The following is a 16,675-nucleotide window of genomic DNA, read 5'->3' on the forward strand; positions in this document are numbered from 1 at the left end:
AACCGAAACCCAGATTTAGTCCATGGGGCCTTTGCTAATGCTAAAGGCGCCGGTCACGGGGTGACCGCACCGGATTCGCCCTTACCATATAAGGAAGCCCAGGCCACATGTGCGGTATCATCGGCATCGTCGGCACGCATTCGGTGCAGGAACGGCTCATCGAGAGCCTCAAGCGGCTCGAGTACCGCGGCTACGATTCGGCGGGCGTCGCCGGAATCGTGGGCGGTGAGGTCGTCCGCCGGCGCGCCGCGGGCAAGATCAAGGCGCTGGAAGAGGTGCTCGCCGCCGATCCCCTGTCCGCCACGGTGGGCATCGGGCACACCCGCTGGGCCACCCACGGCGCCCCCACCGAACGCAACGCCCATCCTCACAGGGCCGGCCGTGTGACCCTGGTCCACAACGGCATCATCGAGAACTACGCCGAGATCCGCGAGCGCCTGGCGGCCACCGGGCGGACGTTCGAGAGCGACACCGACACCGAGGTGATCGCCGCCCTGCTGGACCACGAACTGTCCACGGGCAAGGCGCCGCTGGAGGCGTTCAAGGCCGCGCTGGACCAGCTCGTCGGCGCCTATGCCCTGGGCGTGCTGATCGCCGGAGAGGACGGCCTCATCCTGGGGGCGCGGCGCGGCAGCCCGCTGGTGGTGGGATACGGCGACGGCGAGATGTTCATCGGCTCGGACGCCCTGGCCGTGGGGCCCTTCACGAACCGGGTGTCGTATCTGGACGAAGGCGACTACGTGGCCATCCGCCACGGCGAGGCCCGCATCTTCGACCAGTCCGGCGCGCCTGCGGCGCGGGCCGTCCGCGTCGTGCCCGCCTCGGCCGCCCTGGTCGAAAAGGGCAACTACCGGCACTTCATGGAGAAGGAGATCCACGACCAGCCCGAGGGGTGCCAGCGCACCGTGGCCGCCTATGTGGACGCCACCACGGGCCGCACCGCCGTGCCGGGCGGGATCGACTTCGCCAGGCTGGAGCGCATCCAGATCGTGGCCTGCGGCACGGCCTTCATCGCCGGCCTGCTGGGCAAGTACCTGATCGAGCAACTCGCCGACCTGCCCGTGGACGTCGAGATCGCCTCCGAGTTCCGCTACCGGCAGCCGGCCCTGCGCCCGGACTCGCTCGTGATCGCCGTGTCGCAGTCCGGCGAGACGGCCGACACCCTGGCGGCCCTGCGCTACTGCCAGGACAAGGGCATGAAGAGCGCCGCCGTCGTGAACGCCCAGGAATCCACCATGGCCCGCGAGGCCGACGTGGTCTGGCCCATCCACTGCGGCCCCGAGATCGGGGTGGCCTCGACCAAGGCCTTCACCGCCCAGGTCAGCGTGCTGACCGCGCTCGCGGTCGCCGCGGCCCGCGCCCGCGGACGGATCGACGACGCCGAGGAGCAGCGGATGGTCCGCCTGCTGCTGGAGGCCCCTCGCCTGATCGCCGAGTCGATCGAGCTGGAGGATGCGGTCCGCGCCGTGGCGCAGGAGGTCGCGAAGGCGCGCGACGTGCTCTACCTGGGCCGCGGGCCCATGTACGCGCTGGCGCTCGAGGGCGCGCTGAAGCTGAAGGAGCTGAGCTACATCCACGCCGAAGGCTATGCCGCAGGCGAGCTCAAGCACGGCCCCATCGCCCTCGTCGACGAACAGACGCCCATCGTGATCCTCGCGCCGTTCGACAGCTATTTCGAGAAGTCGGCGTCCAACATGAACGAGGTGATGTCCCGGGGCGGCCAAGTGGTCTTCATCACGGATTCGGAAGGCGAACGGCATGCGCCGAAAGGGGCGCGGGTGGTGGTGACGGCGCCGCGCTGCGATCCGCTGATCGCGCCGCTGGTGTATTCGCCGCCGATCCAGCTCCTCGCCTATCACGTGGCCGTACAGAAGGGCGCCGACGTGGACCAGCCGCGGAATCTGGCCAAGTCGGTCACCGTCGAATAGCGCAAAGGAAAACGGCCGCCCCGGGCGGGACGGCCGTTCCGGAACTTCGATCCGTTCGGATCGTCCGGCCTACTTCGCGGGCTCGGTCGCCGGCGGGGCGGCCATCATCGAATCGGCCGCCGGAGCCGCGGCGTCCGCAGGCGCAGCGGCGTCGGCCGGCGGCGCCTCGACGGCCGGCTCGGCGGCGGCGTCGACAGGCGCGGCGTCGGCGGCCGGGGCCGCTTCTTCCTTTTGTTGGCAGGCGGCCAGGCCAAGGGCCATGACGCCGGCGGCGGCGATCGTGAGCACGCGAAGCTTCATGAATACGCTCCCCTGGGGGTGAATCCCCCGACGCCGGGGACGTTACACAACTTCCCGCAATCTCAAAATCGTGATGGGCTGGCGCACCGCAGAAGCGCGCGCTGCGGCGGCGGATCGCTTTAGGGGAGCGCCCAGGTGGCGTGCGGAGGATCGATGAACAGGCAGGTGAAGAAGGCGGTGCTGCCGGTGGCGGGCCTGGGCACGCGCGTACTGCCGGCGGGCAAGACCACGCCGAAGAACCTGCTGAACGTCGTCGACCGCCCCATCCTGAGCTACATCGTCGAGGAAGCCCGCGCGGCGGGAATCGAGCATCTGGTCTTCATCGTCGGCCGCGGCCAGGCCGCCATCGAGGACTATTTCGACGCCATCCCCGAGATCGAGCAGGCCCTGGCCGCCAAGGGCAAGATCGACATCCTGGAGGACCTGCGCCGCGACCTGCCCGAGCCTGGCCAGATGAGCTTCATCCGCCAGATGGCGCCGCTGGGCCTGGGCCACGCGGTCTGGTGCGCCCGCCACGTGGTCGGCGACGAGCCTTTCGCGGTGATGCTGCCCGACATGCTGATGCAGGCCGACCCGCCCGCCCTGGTCCAGGCCGTCGAGGCCTACGAGAAGACCGGCGGCAACGTCGTCGTGGTGGAGCCGGCTCCCGAGGGCGAGGCGCACAAGTACGGGATCGTCGCCCTGGAGGGGCGCGACGGCCGCCTGAACCGCATGGTCGGCATGGTCGAGAAGCCGCCGCCGGGGACCGAGCCGTCGAACCTGTTCATCTCGGGCCGCTACATCCTCCAGCCCGAGATCTTCAGGATCCTGGAGACGCAGGAACGCGGCGCGGGCGGGGAAATCCAGCTCACCGACGGCATGGTGAACCTCATGAAGACCCAGCCCTTCCACGCCCTGGAATACGAGGGGACCACCTACGACTGCGGCGACAAGATCGGTCTCCTGCGCGCCAACGTGGCCTTCGCCCTGGCGCGGCCCGACCTGGGCGACGCCGCCCGCAAGGCGATCGGAGAGTTGCTTTAGCGGCGGGTCCGGATGCGCCTCTTCCTCTTCGGCTACGGCTTCTCGGGACGGGCGCTGGCCCTTCGGCTGGCCGCCCGGGGCTGGGCCGCCAGCGCCACCTATCGGAACGCCGAAGGCCGGGGACGCATCGCCGGCGACGGGTTCGAACCCCTGGACGTCGCCGACCGCGACGCGCTCACCGAGGCGCTCGGCCGGTCCAGCGCCCTGCTGATCACAGCGCCGCCGGGGCCGCAGGGATGCCCCGGGCTGAACACCCTGGTCGGGCCGATGGCCGAGGCCGGCGCCTTTCCCGACTGGACGGGCTACCTCTCCACCACCGGGGTCTACGGCGACCGCCGGGGCGGCTGGGTCAGCGAGCGCAGCCGGCTGGCCGCTCAGTCGGTCGAGGCGGCGCGGCGGGTGGGCGCCGAACGCGACTGGCTCGAGGTGGGGCGCGGCATGGGCCTGACCGTGACCGTCTTCCGCCTGCCGGGGATCTACGGGCCGGGCCGTTCCGCCTTCGACCGGCTGCGGACGGGCCAGGCGCGCCGCATCGTGGCCCCGGGACAGGTTTTCTCCCGCATCCATGTGGAGGATCTGGCGGCCGGTCTGGAAGCGTCGATCGCCCGCCCCCGCGCCGGCGCCGCCTACAATCTCTGCGACGACGAGCCCGCCCCCAACAGTGAGGTGATCGCCTACGCCGCGGGGCTTCTGGGTATGGCGCCGCCGCCGGAAACGGCGCTGGCCGACGCCGGCCTCTCTCCGACGGCGATGCGCTTCTACGCCGAGAGCAAGCGCGTCTCGAACGCCCTAGCCAAGGCCGAGCTCGGCTGGCGGCCGGCCTATCCGACCTACCGCGAGGGTCTGGCCGCGATCTTCGAGACGGAGAAGCGCCCTTAGACCACCTCTTCCACCGCCGCGATCAGGCGGGCGATGTCCTGGGGCCGCGACAGGCGGTGATCGCCGTCCCGGACCAGCGTGAAGACCACGTCCTCGCCCTTGAGCGCCTGGGCCAGCTCCAGCGCGTGGCGCCACGGCACATCGGGGTCCTGGCCGCCCTGGAGCACCCGCACGGGCGTCGCGATCGGAATGGGCTGGCCGTTCAGGATCGACCAGCGCGCCCCGTCCTCCAGCAGCGTGCGCCGGATCGGATAGGGGTCGCCATACTCGGAGGGACGCATCCAGACGCCTTCGGCCGCCAGCGCCGCACGGCCCTCGGGCGGGATTTCCGGCGCCATCAGCTTTTCGGTGAAGTCCGGCGCCGGCGCGATCAGCACCATGCCCGTCACGCGCTCCGGCCGCGCCAGGGCGGTCAGACAGGCCAGCCAGCCGCCCATGGACGAGCCCACCAGAACCACGCCCCCCGTCGTCAGTTCGTCCACGACAGCCAGCGCGTCGGCGCGCCACCGCGTGATCGTGCCGTCCACGAAGGCCCCCGAGGACTCGCCATGCCCCAGGTAGTCGAACCGCACATAGCCGCGGCCCGACGCCAGCGCCCAGTCGGCAAGGGCCTGGGCCTTGGTTCCCGCCATGTCCGACATGAAGCCACCCAGCCAGACCACCGTCGGACCCGCGCCGTCCACACGCTTCCAGGCCAGGCGCTCGCCGTCCGGCCGTGGCAGATATCCCTGCGTCTCCATGCCCTCCGTTTCGGCGTCCGCCAGCGTCATGTCCAGGCCTGTCGCCACGGTCTCGACGGCGACACGGGCCCGACGGGCCGGAATTCCGCGGTCAGCCCGCCGCCGAGGGCGACGAGAGCCCGGCGGCAGCCTCCCGGTCGCGGCGGCCCAGCGCCTCGGCCCGCGCCAGCGCCTCGCGACGGCGCATCAGGCGGCCTTCTGAGGCATGCCCGCCCTGGCGGCCGGGCGGCCGCGCATGGACTCGGCCCAGCGGGCCACGTGCGCCAGGTCGTCGGGCAACGCGAACTTGATCATCCGGCCGAAGTCGACGCCGATATAGGCCACGATGTCGGCGATGGTCAGACGGCCGGCGGCCAGCCACTCGCCCTCCGCCAGGCGGCGGTCCAGCACCTTCAGCGCCCGCCGGCACCCGTCCAGATTATGCTCGCCGATGACCTGGACCTGCTGCTCCAGCCGGCCCATGGCGGGGTGGGTGTGACGGACGCCGACCATCATGGGGGTGGCCACCATCATCTCGGCGCGGCGCGTCCACATCTCGATGACGGCCGTCTCCTCGGGCGTGCGGCCGAAGAGGTTGGGCTCGGGGTAGCGGCTTTCCAGGTAGCGGCAGATGGCGAGCGATTCCGTGATGCAGGTCCCGTCGTCCATCTCCAGCATCGGCACATTCGGAAGCCCGGCCTTGGCGACGTAGTCGGGCGTCTTGTGCTGACCCGCCATGAGGTCGAGGGTCACGACCTCGATGTCGTCGATCCCTTTCTCGGCCATGACCCAGCGCACACGGCGGGGATTGGGCGCGAGCGGCGTGTCGTAGATCTTCATTCGGTCTTCTCCTGATCGGAGACTAGGACCCGTCCCGAGACGTGAGGCAAGTGCGCCGCGCAGGCGGAGCCATCGGCTCAGACCCCGAACAGTCTGGCCGGCAGCAGGCCGACGATCGAGGCGGTGAGGCACGTGGCCAGGAAGCCGGCCATCATCGCCTTCCACACCATGCCCACGATCTCGTTGCGCCGCTCGGGCACCAGCACCGAGTAGCCCGCCAGGTTGATCCCCACCGAGGCGATGTTGGCGAAGCCGCAAAGCGCATAGGTCATCAGCACACGGCTACGCGGCGCCATGTCCTCGAGCGGGATGCCGCCCATGGTGATGAAGGCGGTGAACTCGGTCAGCACCAGCTTCACGCCGAGCAGCGAGCCGGCCTGGGGCGCGTCGTGCCACGGCACGCCGATGGCCCAGGCCAGCGGCGCGAAGAGGATCCCCAGGCCGCGCTCCACCGACAGCGGCGCGCCGCCCACCTCGCCGAAACTGCCCAGGATCATGTTGACCATGGCGGTCAACGCCACGAAGACGATCAGCGTCGCCCCCACGTTCAGCATGATCTGCAACCCGTCGGTCGTGCCCTTGATCAGGGCGTCGATCGAGCTGTCGTACTTCTTCGCCGCCAGGGGATCGTAGGCCTGGGCCTGCTCCACCGCGTTGTCACGGGGCACGATGATCCGGGCCAGCAGCACGCCGGCCGGCGCCGAGACGATGGAGGCCGTCAGCACATGGGCGGCGGCGTTGGGCAGCACGTCGGCCAGGATGGTCGCGTAGGCCACCATGGTGGAGCCGGAGACGCAGGCCATCCCCACGGCGATCAGCATGAACAGCTCGGACCGCGACAGGCTGGGCAGGTAGCTGCGGATGAAGATCGGCCCCTCCACCTGTCCCATGAAGACGGTGGCGGCGGTGGCCAGGGCGGGTGGCCCGCGCAGCCCCATGGTGCGCTCGAAAACGACCCCGAACGCCTGGGTGATCCAGACCAGGATCTTCCAGTGCCAGAGCAGCGCCGCGAGCGCGCAGACCACCAGGATCACCGGCAGCACCCGGAAGGCGAACACGAACATGGCGCCCGGATCGGTCAGTTCGTAGGGCTGGTTCGGGGTGCCGGCCAGGAAGCCGAAGACGAAGGCCACGCCCGCCTGGGTCGAACTGGCCAGACCGTCGACCGCCACGCCGACACCGCCCAGGCCGGCCCGGAGCGCCGGAAGACCGAACAGGGCCAGGACCAGCAGCGCCTGGACCAGGATCGCCCCGATGGCGAGCTTCCAGGGAAACCGGCGGCGGTTCTCCGAAATCGCCCAGCACACCCCGAGCACCAGGGCCACGCCGACGAGGCTCTGGGCGTTTTCCGGTCCGAACATGCATCCCCCGAGAGGCCGCCGAGCCGCGACCTGAGACCGTCCAGTCCACGACGAAAGTGCGGCGAGCGCAAGGGTGTCGGCCGCCCGCGGACGCGGCTGCCTAACGCGGCGGCGGCTCGCCGTCGGTGCGGCCTGCCCGGGCCGACGCCTCCGAAGCCAGGACGCCCGCCAGGACCAGGCTCAGCGCCAGGACGTGGTAGGCATGGAACGGCTCGCCCAGCAGCGCGACGGCCAGCAGGGCGCCGAAGACCGGCACCAGGTTGATGAAGAGCCCGGCGCGCGCCGCGCCGATGAGGCCGATCGCGCGCATGTAGAACACCTGCGCCAGAAAGGACGGGCCCAGGGCGACGAAGGCCAGGATCGCCCAGCCCGTCGGCGTGGGGCCGAGGGACCGGCCCAGGCCTGCTTCGACGGCCGCGAGCGGGATCGAGGTGACGAACGCGCCGGCCGCCAGCCCGGCGAAGAACCAGAGGCCGCCGCCCGGCGGCTGGCCGCGCAGGGCCAGGGTGTAGCCGGCATAGAGGATGCAGGCGACGAGCATCAGGAGATCACCCGGATTGAACCGGAAACGGAGAAGTTGCGCCGGGTCGCCCTGGGTCGCCACCAGCGCCACGCCGGCGAGGGTCGTCACCAGACCGAGGACCTGGCCTCTCCGGATGTCGGCCCCCTGGAACATCGCCGCGCCGGCGATGACGAAGATCGGGATGGCGCCCTGGAGAAGGGCGATATTGACCGCGCTGGTCAGGTGCCCCGCCCCGTACATCAGCGCGTTGAAGGCGGTGAAGCCCAGGGCGCCGAGGGCCAGGATCGACCGCCACCGCGCCCTGAGCTCGGCGCCGTGGCTCAGGACGGTCCGCCCCGCGAAGACCGCCAGGATGGCGAGGACCAGAGCCCACCGCCCGGCGGTGAGCAGCATGGGCGAGATCTCGCCCACGGCGGCGCGGCTCACCACCGCGTTGCCGCCCCAGCTCAGGGTGGTGACGACGAGAAGCAGATAGGCCTGGCCTGCCGCGCCGCGTATGGCGAAGGGCCCGCGGGACGGCGGGGCGGGGTGATCGGAACGGGGCGACGGCGGTGCGATGCCCGGCCAGATACCGCGCCGGTCGCCCGACCGCCAGAGGAACCCGCCGCGCGCGGACCCGCCCCGATGCGCGCCGTTCAGGCGGTGTCGGCGTCCTGGGCCGCGGGCCGGACCGCGCGGCTGGACCGGCCGTCCAGGCCCACGGGCGCGTCGCCGGCGAGGGTGACGCGCCGCATCACCCGGCGCTGGTCGCCATAGTCGTCCACGGCGTAGTGCTGGGTGGCGCGGTTGTCCCAGATGGCCACGTCGCCCTCGCGCCAGCGCCAGCGGACCGTGTTCTCCAGCCGGGTGACATGATCCTGGAGCAGCGCGAGCAGAGCCTGGCTGTCGCGCGTGGACAGCCCCACGAACGACTTGACGAAATGGCCGAGCACCAGCGTCGGCTCGTCGGTGACGGGATGGATGCGGACCACGGGGTGCTCGGTCTCGAAGACGGTCGAGGCGAAGACCGAGCGGTGGCGCTCCAGGCGGACGCGATCCACGTCCGCCCGCGTGGCGGCGTAGTCGTAGGCGTTGGTGTGGATGGCCCGGAGCGGATCGACCAATTGCTTCAGCGGCGTGGGCAGGCGCGCGTAGGCTGCGGTGGCGTCGGCCCAGACGGTGTCGCCCCCGCTCGCCGGGCTGGTCACCGCGCGCAGGATCGAGGCGGCCGGATAGTCGGGCACGAAGGTGACGTCGGTGTGCCAGGAATTCGCGCGGCCGCCGTGGGCGCTGTCCAGTTCGAGCACGTACGACGAGCCGTCGCGCACCGGCACGGTGGGATGGGGCACGGGCCGCCCGAGCCGGGCCGCGAAGGCCTCCTGGGAGGCGTCGTCGAGATGGTGCTGGTCGCGGAAGAACAGGACCTTGTAGCGGTAGAGGGCGTCGAGGATCGCCGCGGTCTGATCCTCGTTGAGGTCCGGCGTCAGCGTGAGGCCGCGCACCTCGGCGCCGATGCGTCCGCCCACCGGGGCGACGTCGAGCTTGGTCGTGCGGAAGAGATAGCCGTCGGCGCTCATGGCGCGTCTCCTGTGTCACGGCGGCGGTCGGAAGCGGCGCCTCGTTCGACGAGGATCGGCGCCCGCCAGCCCGCGCCCCTCGCCCTGCGACGCCGCGGCGCGACATCGTTGGACTAAATTCCTATTGGTTTAGTAGATTTTTGATATCCAGAAATTCTGATCGCGGCGCCAGCGGTACGCGGCCCTCCGGCCCCGTCCAGGACCGCGACCGCGACGGGTGCGATCGGCGGCGAGAGAATCTCAGGCCACGGCGCGGAGGCGCTCGGGGTCGCACACGGTGATACGCCCGTAGGCCAGTTCGATCAGGCCGGCGCGCTCGAACGCCCGGAGCGTCTTGTTGGCCGTCTGGCGCGAGACGCCGACCATGGCCGCGAGGTCTTCCTGGCGCACCTGAACCTCGGCCCCGCCCGACGCGCGCGCCGCGCCGGCCAGAACGCGGGCCAGGCGCACGGCGATCGGCTGGGCGATGGCCTGCCCCATGAAGGTCAGCGCCGAACGCTGTCGCGAACAGACGAGACGCCCGAGGTCTCGGTAGATCAGGGGATGGGCGGCGGCGACCTGCTCGAACGCCGCCAGCGGCACATGCAGCAACTCGGCAGGGCGGACCACGACGGCGTCGTGCGGGCGCGGCCCGCCGTCCAGGACCGACAGTTCGCCGAACCAGGCGCCGGGAGCCAGGATCATGGCCACCGACTCCATGCCCACCGCCGGATACGACAGCAGTCGGACTTCGCCGCCCGCCACCGCCCAGAGACCGTCCGGAGGATCGCCCACGCCATAGACCCGCGCGCCGGTCGGGGCGCTGCTGGAACGGGCCCGGTCGAGCAACGCCTGACGGCGGCCCGGCTGCAGGCTGGCGAACCAGGGGTCGGAGATCGTCATCGCGGCCGACATGGGCGGATCATCGACGCCGCCGCCGAATTGTCAAATCGGCGACAATTATCGACCGACGTCCGTGCCACAATACGAGGAACACACGCAGGAGTTCCGCATGCTGACCGCGCTGAAGACCGACGCCCCCTCGATCCGCGATCAGGTGTCGGAGGAAGAGTGGGCCCTGCGCGTCGACCTGGCCGCCGCCTACCGGCTGGTGGCCCACTACGGCTGGGACGACCTGATCTTCACCCACCTCTCCGCGCGCGTGCCGGGCCCCGAGCACCACTTCCTGATCAATCCGTACACGCACATGTTCGACGAAATCACCGCCTCGTCGCTGGTGAAGATCGATGTGCACGGCGACCGGGTCATGGAAATGCGCCAGCCGGTGAACAAGGCCGGCTTCGTGATCCATTCCGCTATCCACATGGGCCGCGACGACGCGCATGCGGTGATGCACCTGCACACGCCGCACGGCCAGGCGGTGTCGGCCATGGCCGAAGGCCTGATGCCCCACACCCAGACGGCGATGATCGCGCGCCACGACGTCGCCTATCACGACTTCGAAGGCATCGCGACCGACCTGGACGAGCGCGAGCGGCTGGTGGCGGACCTGGGAACCAAGAACGCCATGATCCTGCGCAATCACGGCACCCTGACGGTGGGCGAGACCGTCGCACAGGCGTTCCTGCGCATGTACTACCTGGAGCGCGCCTGCGAGGCGCAGGTGATGATGCTGACCGCGGGCCGGGACGGCCTCTACAACCCGCCCCAGGGCGTCGCCGAGAAGGTCGAGACCCAGACGAGCGGGCCGGGAATGAAGCGTCTGGCGGAGGGCCTGGCCTGGCCCGCGCTGCTTCGGAAGCTGGACCGGATGGACCCGAGTTTCCGCGACTGAGCCCATCGGGCCGGGCGCACCCGGCCGCGCCCGCGGCTCTTCTGTTCAGGTGGCGGGAGACCCCGGCTCGGCGGCAGGCGCGCGCGCCTGCCGTTGTCCGCGCGCGGCCACGGCCAGTACGACCGCCGACGCGACGGCCGACAGGATCGACCCTCCGAGAACCCCCAGCTTCACGGCGACCTGCTCGGGCGAATCCACCGCGCCCGGGAAGGCCAGGGCTCCGATGAACAGGCTCATGGTGAAGCCGACCCCGCACAGGATCGACACGCCGTAGAGCTGGAGCCAGGTGGCGCCCGTGGGCCGCGTCCCGATGCGCAGGGCCGAGGCCAGCCAGGCCGCGGCCAGGACTCCCGCCTGCTTGCCCAGGAAGAGTCCCAGCGCGATGGCCAGCACCAGGGGCGACAGCATCTGGCCGATCGACAGCCCGGCGAACGAGACGCCGGCCTTGGCGAAGGCGAACAGGGGCAGGACCAGGAAGGCGTTGTACGGGTGCAGGTCGTGCATCGCCTCCTTGAGCGGGCTCTGGCCGGTGTCGCGGCGTGGCTCGACGGGCACGATGGCCGCGAAGGCCACGGCGGTCAGCGACGTGCTGAGGCCCGCCTGGACCGTGAGCCACCAGACCGCCGCGAAGCCCAGGCTCCAGATCGGCGCCGTGAGCCGGACGCGATGCCCGACGACGGCCATGACCGCCATCAGGGCCGCGGCGGCGATCAGGGGCGACCAGGCCACCCCCTCGCTGAACAGCAGCGCGATCAGGACGATGGCGCCCAGGTCGTCGACGATGGCGAGGGTAAGCAGGAACACCCGCAGCGACGGCGGCAGGCCGCGTCCCACCAGGGCGAAGATCGCGAGCGCGAAGGCGATGTCGGTGGCCAGCGGGATCGGCCAGCCGGCGTGCGGCGCGCCGATCAGGCCCGACAATCCCAGGTAGACCACCGCCGGCCCGATCATGCCGCCGAGGGCGGCCAGGATCGGCGTGGCGAGGCGGCGCGGATCGCGGAGTTCGCCGCGCAGGATCTCGTATTTGATCTCCAGGCCGACGACGAGGAAGAACACGGCCATCAGGCCGTCCTTGATCCACTCCGAGACGGTCAGTTCGAGCCGCAAGGGGCCGATCTCCAGTCCGTGGATGCTCTTCAGCCAATAGAAGTAGTCGGCGCTCCAGGGCGCGTTGGCGCAGACGAGGGCGGCCAGGGCGGCCAGGCCCAGGGCCAGGCCCGAGGCGGTTTCGGTCTTCAGGAAATCGAGCGTGAAACGACGGGTCACGAAAGCCTCCGCGGAAACGGGATGGGTTCGCGACGCCAGGTTATCGACGGGCGTCGGACCGGATTCGCCTGCTCGTCCGAGGGCGCCGGCCCGGCATGGAGACGAAACTCCAGCCTGATCTCTGCGCCGGAAAATACGCCCGGGGTTGAGGCGGTTCAAGGGTCCCCATCAGTTCCGGCCACGCAATCCCCCGATGAAAGGACTCGCGCGTGAGACGTCCCTCGACAGCGTGGGTGGCCGTTCGTAGGCGGGAGCCAGGGACGCCGCGTGGCCTCTCCCCGTTCACCCCGCAGATGATCGAGTCCAAAGCCCGCATTACGAAGGTTTAATCGGCCCGACCGCATCCGCCTCCAGCCCCTCGGGGCTCCTTGGGGGTGAGCGCGTCGCGGCGCATCGCTCCCGGCCCCGCCTTACGGGGATTTAACTGGCCCGGTCCCGGGGAGACGGCGACACCCGCGCTCGAAGGTGAGGGCTGTCGAATCCCATGTCTCTGGCGCTGGCGACACTGTTCTACGAGTGGCGACGCTACACGGCCGCGGTCGTGGCGCTGGCCTTCTCGGGCCTGTTGATCCTGGCCCAGGTGGGCATGTTCACCGGCATCGTGAAGGGCGCGACGGCCACCATCGAGCGCAGCCGCGCCGACATCATGGTCCTGCCGGCCAGGATGGAGAGCCTGATCAACTCGGGCGGCGGCTCCCTGCCCGAACGCCTCCAGCCCCAGTTCTACATGCATCCCGAGGTGGTCGAGGTCGCCGCCATGGGCGGTGCGGGCGCCCGCTGGATCAACCGTCCCACCGACGGACGCAAGGCCGTGACGACCTTCGTCCAGGTCAACATGGTGGACACCCGGCCGGGCGCGGTCACGCTGCCGGTCGACTACACCGAGGCGACACGGCTGGCGCTGATGGAGCCGTACGCCGTGGCCATAGACCGCAGCCAGCTCGCCCGCCTCGGCGTGAAGCTGGGCGACTCCGCGTCGCTGAACGGCAAGACGGTGCGGGTGCGCGCCCTCCTGGACGGCTATCCCGACGTGAACAACGCCTCGGTGACCATGTCGCGCGACACGATGCGGCTGATGGGGATGCTCCCCAAGGACGGCAAGACCGGCCCGCTCATGATCCGCCTGGCCGACCCGGCCCGGGCGGCGATCGTACGCGACCAGCTCAACGCCACCGCCAACGGCGCCTACCGAGCCTGGACCCGCGCCGAGCTGTCCGAGGCCAACGAGGGCGCGCTCATGAAGGAACAGATCATCGGCATGCTCCTGGGCTTCTCGGTCTTCCTGGGGTTCCTGATCGGGGTCGGGATCACGTCCCAGACCCTGCGGGGCGCCATCCTGTCCTCGATCAAGGAGTTCGCCTCCCTGCGCGCCCTGGGCGTGGGCATGGGCTCGCTGCGGCTCATCGTCATGGAGCTGTCGGTGTGGGTCGGGCTGGTGGGCCTGGGCGCGACCGCCCTCTTCACCTTCGGCGTCTATCTTCTGGCGACCAGCGGCGGCCTGCCGATGGGCTTCCCCGTCCCGTGGGTGATCGGCGTCGCCATCCTCCTGCTCGTGATCTCGGCGGCGTCGGGCCTGCTGGCCCTCGGCGTCCTGAAGAAGAGCCAGCCCGCGGACCTGCTGCGATGAAGAGCGGACAATCGGCGATCGTGGCCCAGGGCCTGTACAAGCGGTTCAAGACCGGCCGCAGCCACATCGAGGTGCTGAAGCGCGTCGACTTCGACGCGGCCCACGGCGAGGTGACGATGGTCATGGGGCCGTCGGGCTCCGGCAAATCCACCCTCGTGGCCGCGCTCTCGGGCCTCCTGAAGCCCGACGAGGGGAGCGTGACCTCGCTGGGCGAGGACATCTGGTCCATGCGCGGCGGCCGCGCCGACCGGTTCCGGCTGGACCACTGCGGCTTCATCTTCCAGGGCTTCAACCTGTTCTCGGCGCTGACCGCTCTCCAGCAGGTCGAGATCATCCTGAAGTATCAGGGCGTGGCGAAGCGCGAGGCGCGCGAGCGGGCCGCGGCGGCGCTGGACGAGGTGGGCCTCGGCGCGCGCCTGAACCAGCGCCCGGCCGAGCTTTCGGGCGGCGAGAAGCAGCGCGTGGCCATCGCCCGCGCCCTGGCCAAGGCGCCGCAGCTGCTGTTCGCCGACGAGCCCACCAGCGCGCTGGACGGCGAGAACGGCCAGGTGGTGATCCGGCTGATCCAGCGCGCGGCCAAGGCGCACGGCGCGGCGGTGATCTGCGTCACCCACGACCCGCGCCTGGAAGCCTTCGCCGACCGCGTCATCCACCTGGAGGACGGCCGCATCCTGGACGACCGGCGCACGGCGCCGTCGCCGGGCGCGCCCGAAGTCCTCCGCCCCCGACACCCCGAGTTCATCGGAGCCTGAGATGCCCGCCCTGTTGAAGAACCGCTTTGTCTGGATCCTGGCCGCCGTCCTGGTGCTGGGCGGCGGGGGCTTCGTCGTGCTGAACGGCCAGTCCCAGGCGAAGAAGGCCGCCGCCGCCAAGGCGGCCGCCGAGGTGAAGCCCAGCCCCTACGCCGCCATCGCCAACGGCAAGGCCGACGTGGAGGGCGGGATCATCCAGGTGGCCGCCCGGCGCGCCGGGGTCATCGCCGAGGTGCTGGTCCAGGAGGGCGACGACGTGACCCGGGGCCAGGTCCTGGCCCGGCTGGAGGACGACGAGCCCAGGCTGGCCGCCCACCGGGCCTCGGCCGAGGTGCGCCAGGCGCGCGCCTCCCTCGCCCTGCTGCAGGTGCAGCTCTCGGCCGCCCAGCGCGAACAGCGGCGGCTGGAAGGCCTGGCGCCGTCCAACTTCGTGGCCGCCCAGAAGCTGGACCAGGCCCGCGACGCCGTGCGCGAGGCCGAAGCCCGCATCCTCGCCCAGCAGGCCGTCGTGGCCACCCAGGAGGCGCGGTTCAGCGAGGCCCGTTACGATCAGGAGCTGTCGATCATCCGCGCCCCCGCCGACGGCCGGATCGTGCGCCGCTACGCCAACCCGGGCGCGGGAGCCTCGACGCTGAACGTCTCGAACATGTTCGACCTCGAGCCCCAGGCGGGCCGGATCGTCCGGGCCGAGATCGCCGAAGGGTCGCTGAGCCACGTGGCGATCGGCCAGGCCGTCCAGATGTCGCCCGAGAGCGATCCGTCGAAGGTCTATTCCGGCAAGGTGCTGCGCCGCGCGGCCGTCTTCGGCGCCCGCAAGCTCCAGTCCGACGATCCGACGGAACGCACCGACGACCGGGTGGTCGAGGTGGTGGTCGACTCCACCGGCGCGCCCTTCCTGATCGGCCAGCGCATCCTGGTGAAGTTCCTCCGCCAGCAGCAGGCGCAGGGCCCAGAGGCGACCCCGGAGAGCTGAGCGCCACATCCGCCCTGCTCCTCGTCGGCTTGACGCCCCGGCGTGTGCGCCGCACAACGCGCGCCGAATTTTGCGACAGGTCCTGAGGAAGGAACACGACATGGCGGACATCCGCTTCGACGGCAAGGTGGCGATCGTGACCGGCGCGGGCGGCGGCCTGGGCCGACAGCACGCCCTGGAACTGGCCCGACGCGGCGCCAAGGTGGTCGTCAACGACCTGGGCGGCTCCATGGACGGCTCGGGCGGCGGCTCGGATGCGGCCAACAAGGTCGTTGACGAGATCAAGGCCGCCGGCGGCGAAGCCATCGCCAACGGGTCCTCGGTCACCGACGACGCCGGCGTGGCCCGGATGGTCAAGGACGCGATGGACGCCTGGGGCCGCATCGACATCCTCGTCGCCAACGCCGGCATCCTGCGCGACAAGACCTTCGCCAAGATGGAGATCGCGGACTTCTCGGTCGTGGTCGACGTGCACCTGATGGGCACGGTGAAGCCGGCCAAGGCCGTCTGGGAGATCATGCGGGCCCAGAACTACGGCCGCATCGTCGTGACCACCTCGTCGTCCGGCCTGTACGGCAACTTCGGCCAGTCGAACTACGGCGCGGCCAAGCTGGGCGTCATCGGCTTCATGAACACGCTGAAGCTCGAAGGCCAGAAGAACAACATCCACGTCAACGCCATCAGCCCGGTGGCCGCCACCCGGATGACCGAGAACCTGGGCATGCCCGCCGAGGTGCTGAACCAGCTCAAGCCCGAGCTCGTGACGCCGGGCGTGGTGTTCCTTTGCTCGGAGGAAGCCCCCACGGGCGCGATCCTCACCGCAGGCGCGGGCGCCTTCGCCCTGTCGCGGATCGTCGAGACCGAAGGCGTCGCCATCGGCGCCGGCGCGACGGTTGAAGCCGTTCGCGACAACTGGGCCAGGATCGCCGATCCGGCGGGTCAGCAGGCCTATCTCAACGGCGGCGAGCAGACCGGCAAGTTCTTCCGCAAGCTGCAGGGCGGCTGATCCGTCCCGCCGATGCGCCGCCGACGTCCCGTTCGGCGCAACCGACATCGAGCGCAGAGACATCGAGCGTATTGACGGGGGGCCGTGCGGCGACGCACGGCCCCCTTTCAGAACTGTAATCCGAATCCGCTTGCGCGAGGGTTGGTGA

16 protein-coding genes are annotated in these 16,675 nt (G+C 70.7%); 8 read left to right on the plus strand and 8 right to left on the minus strand.

Translation table 11 applies throughout. The annotated features are described in order from the left end of the window. The first annotated feature begins 107 nt into the window (after positions 1–107). Positions 108–1,928, plus strand: coding sequence for a glutamine--fructose-6-phosphate transaminase (isomerizing) (gene glmS, locus ABS78_RS17615; protein ID WP_293382317.1), 1,821 nt, complete (start codon positions 108–110; stop codon positions 1,926–1,928). 69 nt (positions 1,929–1,997) lie between these two features. Here glmS and ABS78_RS17620 read toward each other — a convergent pair whose 3' ends face one another. After that, a complete protein-coding gene (locus tag ABS78_RS17620; protein WP_293382320.1) occupies positions 1,998–2,228 on the minus strand; it encodes a hypothetical protein in 231 nt (76 codons plus the stop codon). A gap of 153 nt (positions 2,229–2,381) precedes the next feature. Here ABS78_RS17620 and ABS78_RS17625 point away from each other — a divergent pair, with 153 nt between their 5' ends. After that, a complete protein-coding gene (locus ABS78_RS17625; RefSeq protein WP_293382323.1) occupies positions 2,382–3,251 on the plus strand; it encodes a UTP--glucose-1-phosphate uridylyltransferase in 870 nt (289 codons plus the stop codon). 12 nt (positions 3,252–3,263) lie between these two features. Next, positions 3,264–4,130 (plus strand): SDR family NAD(P)-dependent oxidoreductase, encoded by an 867-nt coding sequence (locus tag ABS78_RS17630; protein ID WP_293382326.1) that lies wholly within the window; start codon positions 3,264–3,266, stop codon positions 4,128–4,130. Here ABS78_RS17630 and ABS78_RS17635 read toward each other — a convergent pair. From ABS78_RS17635 to ABS78_RS17660, 6 genes are all read right to left on the minus strand, one after another. Next, positions 4,127–4,870, minus strand: a complete 744-nt coding sequence (locus tag ABS78_RS17635; protein ID WP_293382417.1) for an alpha/beta hydrolase — start codon at positions 4,868–4,870, stop codon at positions 4,127–4,129. The two genes, ABS78_RS17630 and ABS78_RS17635, sit on opposite strands and share 4 nt — an antisense overlap. Positions 4,871–5,056: 186 nt before the next feature. Then, the gene (locus ABS78_RS17640) at positions 5,057–5,689 is read right to left on the minus strand and encodes a glutathione S-transferase family protein (RefSeq protein WP_293382329.1); all 633 of its coding nucleotides are present in this window, start codon (positions 5,687–5,689) and stop codon (positions 5,057–5,059) included. 77 nt (positions 5,690–5,766) lie between these two features. Continuing rightward, positions 5,767–7,050, minus strand: coding sequence for a nucleoside transporter C-terminal domain-containing protein (locus ABS78_RS17645; protein WP_293382332.1), 1,284 nt, complete (start codon positions 7,048–7,050; stop codon positions 5,767–5,769). A gap of 100 nt (positions 7,051–7,150) precedes the next feature. Then, positions 7,151–8,212, minus strand: a complete 1,062-nt coding sequence (locus ABS78_RS17650; protein WP_293382420.1) for a DMT family transporter — start codon at positions 8,210–8,212, stop codon at positions 7,151–7,153. After that, positions 8,209–9,129, minus strand: coding sequence for a TauD/TfdA family dioxygenase (locus ABS78_RS17655; protein ID WP_293382335.1), 921 nt, complete (start codon positions 9,127–9,129; stop codon positions 8,209–8,211). Before ABS78_RS17655 ends, ABS78_RS17650 begins: the two co-directional genes overlap by 4 nt. Before the next feature lie 240 nt (positions 9,130–9,369). Next, the gene (locus ABS78_RS17660; protein WP_293382338.1) at positions 9,370–10,023 is read right to left on the minus strand and encodes a Crp/Fnr family transcriptional regulator; all 654 of its coding nucleotides are present in this window, start codon (positions 10,021–10,023) and stop codon (positions 9,370–9,372) included. Between the two features lie 97 nt (positions 10,024–10,120). Between ABS78_RS17660 and ABS78_RS17665 the strand changes: the two genes are divergently transcribed. Next, entirely contained in the window at positions 10,121–10,903 is a 783-nt protein-coding gene (locus tag ABS78_RS17665; protein WP_293382366.1) for a class II aldolase/adducin family protein, read from the plus strand. Positions 10,904–10,948: 45 nt separating this feature from the next. On the opposite strand, the gene nhaA is transcribed toward ABS78_RS17665, so the two are convergent. After that, entirely contained in the window at positions 10,949–12,169 is a 1,221-nt protein-coding gene (nhaA, locus tag ABS78_RS17670; RefSeq protein ID WP_293382369.1) for a Na+/H+ antiporter NhaA, read from the minus strand. 484 nt (positions 12,170–12,653) lie between these two features. On the opposite strand from nhaA, the gene ABS78_RS17675 reads away from it, so the two are divergent. From ABS78_RS17675 to ABS78_RS17690, 4 genes are all read left to right on the plus strand, one after another. Beyond that, a complete protein-coding gene (locus tag ABS78_RS17675) occupies positions 12,654–13,796 on the plus strand; it encodes an FtsX-like permease family protein (protein ID WP_293382372.1) in 1,143 nt (380 codons plus the stop codon). Then, on the plus strand, positions 13,793–14,548 hold the full coding sequence (locus tag ABS78_RS17680; RefSeq protein WP_293382375.1) for an ABC transporter ATP-binding protein: 756 nt from the start codon (positions 13,793–13,795) through the stop codon (positions 14,546–14,548). The genes ABS78_RS17675 and ABS78_RS17680 overlap by 4 nt, the downstream gene beginning before the upstream one ends. A 1-nt stretch (position 14,549) precedes the next feature. Further along, positions 14,550–15,521: an HlyD family efflux transporter periplasmic adaptor subunit gene (locus ABS78_RS17685; RefSeq protein ID WP_293382378.1), complete on the plus strand. Its 972-nt coding sequence runs from the start codon at positions 14,550–14,552 to the stop codon at positions 15,519–15,521. Positions 15,522–15,621: 100 nt separating this feature from the next. Further along, positions 15,622–16,527, plus strand: coding sequence for an SDR family NAD(P)-dependent oxidoreductase (locus ABS78_RS17690; protein ID WP_293382381.1), 906 nt, complete (start codon positions 15,622–15,624; stop codon positions 16,525–16,527). The last annotated feature ends 148 nt before the right edge of the window (positions 16,528–16,675 follow it).

This window comes from Phenylobacterium sp. SCN 70-31, assembly GCF_001724605.1.
GTDB lineage: Bacteria > Pseudomonadota > Alphaproteobacteria > Caulobacterales > Caulobacteraceae > Phenylobacterium.

Bases quoted from the DNA above. Each gene is read 5' to 3' on its own strand.
- glmS (WP_293382317.1), top strand. From the start codon at position 108: ATGTGCGGTATCATCGGCATCGTCGGCACGCATTCGGTGCAGGAACGG.
- ABS78_RS17620 (WP_293382320.1), bottom strand. From the start codon at position 2,228: ATGAAGCTTCGCGTGCTCACGATCGCCGCCGCCGGCGTCATGGCCCTT.
- ABS78_RS17625 (WP_293382323.1), top strand. From the start codon at position 2,382: ATGAACAGGCAGGTGAAGAAGGCGGTGCTGCCGGTGGCGGGCCTGGGC.
- ABS78_RS17630 (WP_293382326.1), top strand. From the start codon at position 3,264: ATGCGCCTCTTCCTCTTCGGCTACGGCTTCTCGGGACGGGCGCTGGCC.
- ABS78_RS17635 (WP_293382417.1), bottom strand. From the start codon at position 4,870: ATGGAGACGCAGGGATATCTGCCACGGCCGGACGGCGAGCGCCTGGCC.
- ABS78_RS17640 (WP_293382329.1), bottom strand. From the start codon at position 5,689: ATGAAGATCTACGACACGCCGCTCGCGCCCAATCCCCGCCGTGTGCGC.
- ABS78_RS17645 (WP_293382332.1), bottom strand. From the start codon at position 7,050: ATGTTCGGACCGGAAAACGCCCAGAGCCTCGTCGGCGTGGCCCTGGTG.
- ABS78_RS17655 (WP_293382335.1), bottom strand. From the start codon at position 9,129: ATGAGCGCCGACGGCTATCTCTTCCGCACGACCAAGCTCGACGTCGCC.
- ABS78_RS17660 (WP_293382338.1), bottom strand. From the start codon at position 10,023: ATGTCGGCCGCGATGACGATCTCCGACCCCTGGTTCGCCAGCCTGCAG.
- ABS78_RS17665 (WP_293382366.1), top strand. From the start codon at position 10,121: ATGCTGACCGCGCTGAAGACCGACGCCCCCTCGATCCGCGATCAGGTG.
- ABS78_RS17675 (WP_293382372.1), top strand. From the start codon at position 12,654: ATGTCTCTGGCGCTGGCGACACTGTTCTACGAGTGGCGACGCTACACG.
- ABS78_RS17680 (WP_293382375.1), top strand. From the start codon at position 13,793: ATGAAGAGCGGACAATCGGCGATCGTGGCCCAGGGCCTGTACAAGCGG.
- ABS78_RS17685 (WP_293382378.1), top strand. From the start codon at position 14,550: ATGCCCGCCCTGTTGAAGAACCGCTTTGTCTGGATCCTGGCCGCCGTC.
- ABS78_RS17690 (WP_293382381.1), top strand. From the start codon at position 15,622: ATGGCGGACATCCGCTTCGACGGCAAGGTGGCGATCGTGACCGGCGCG.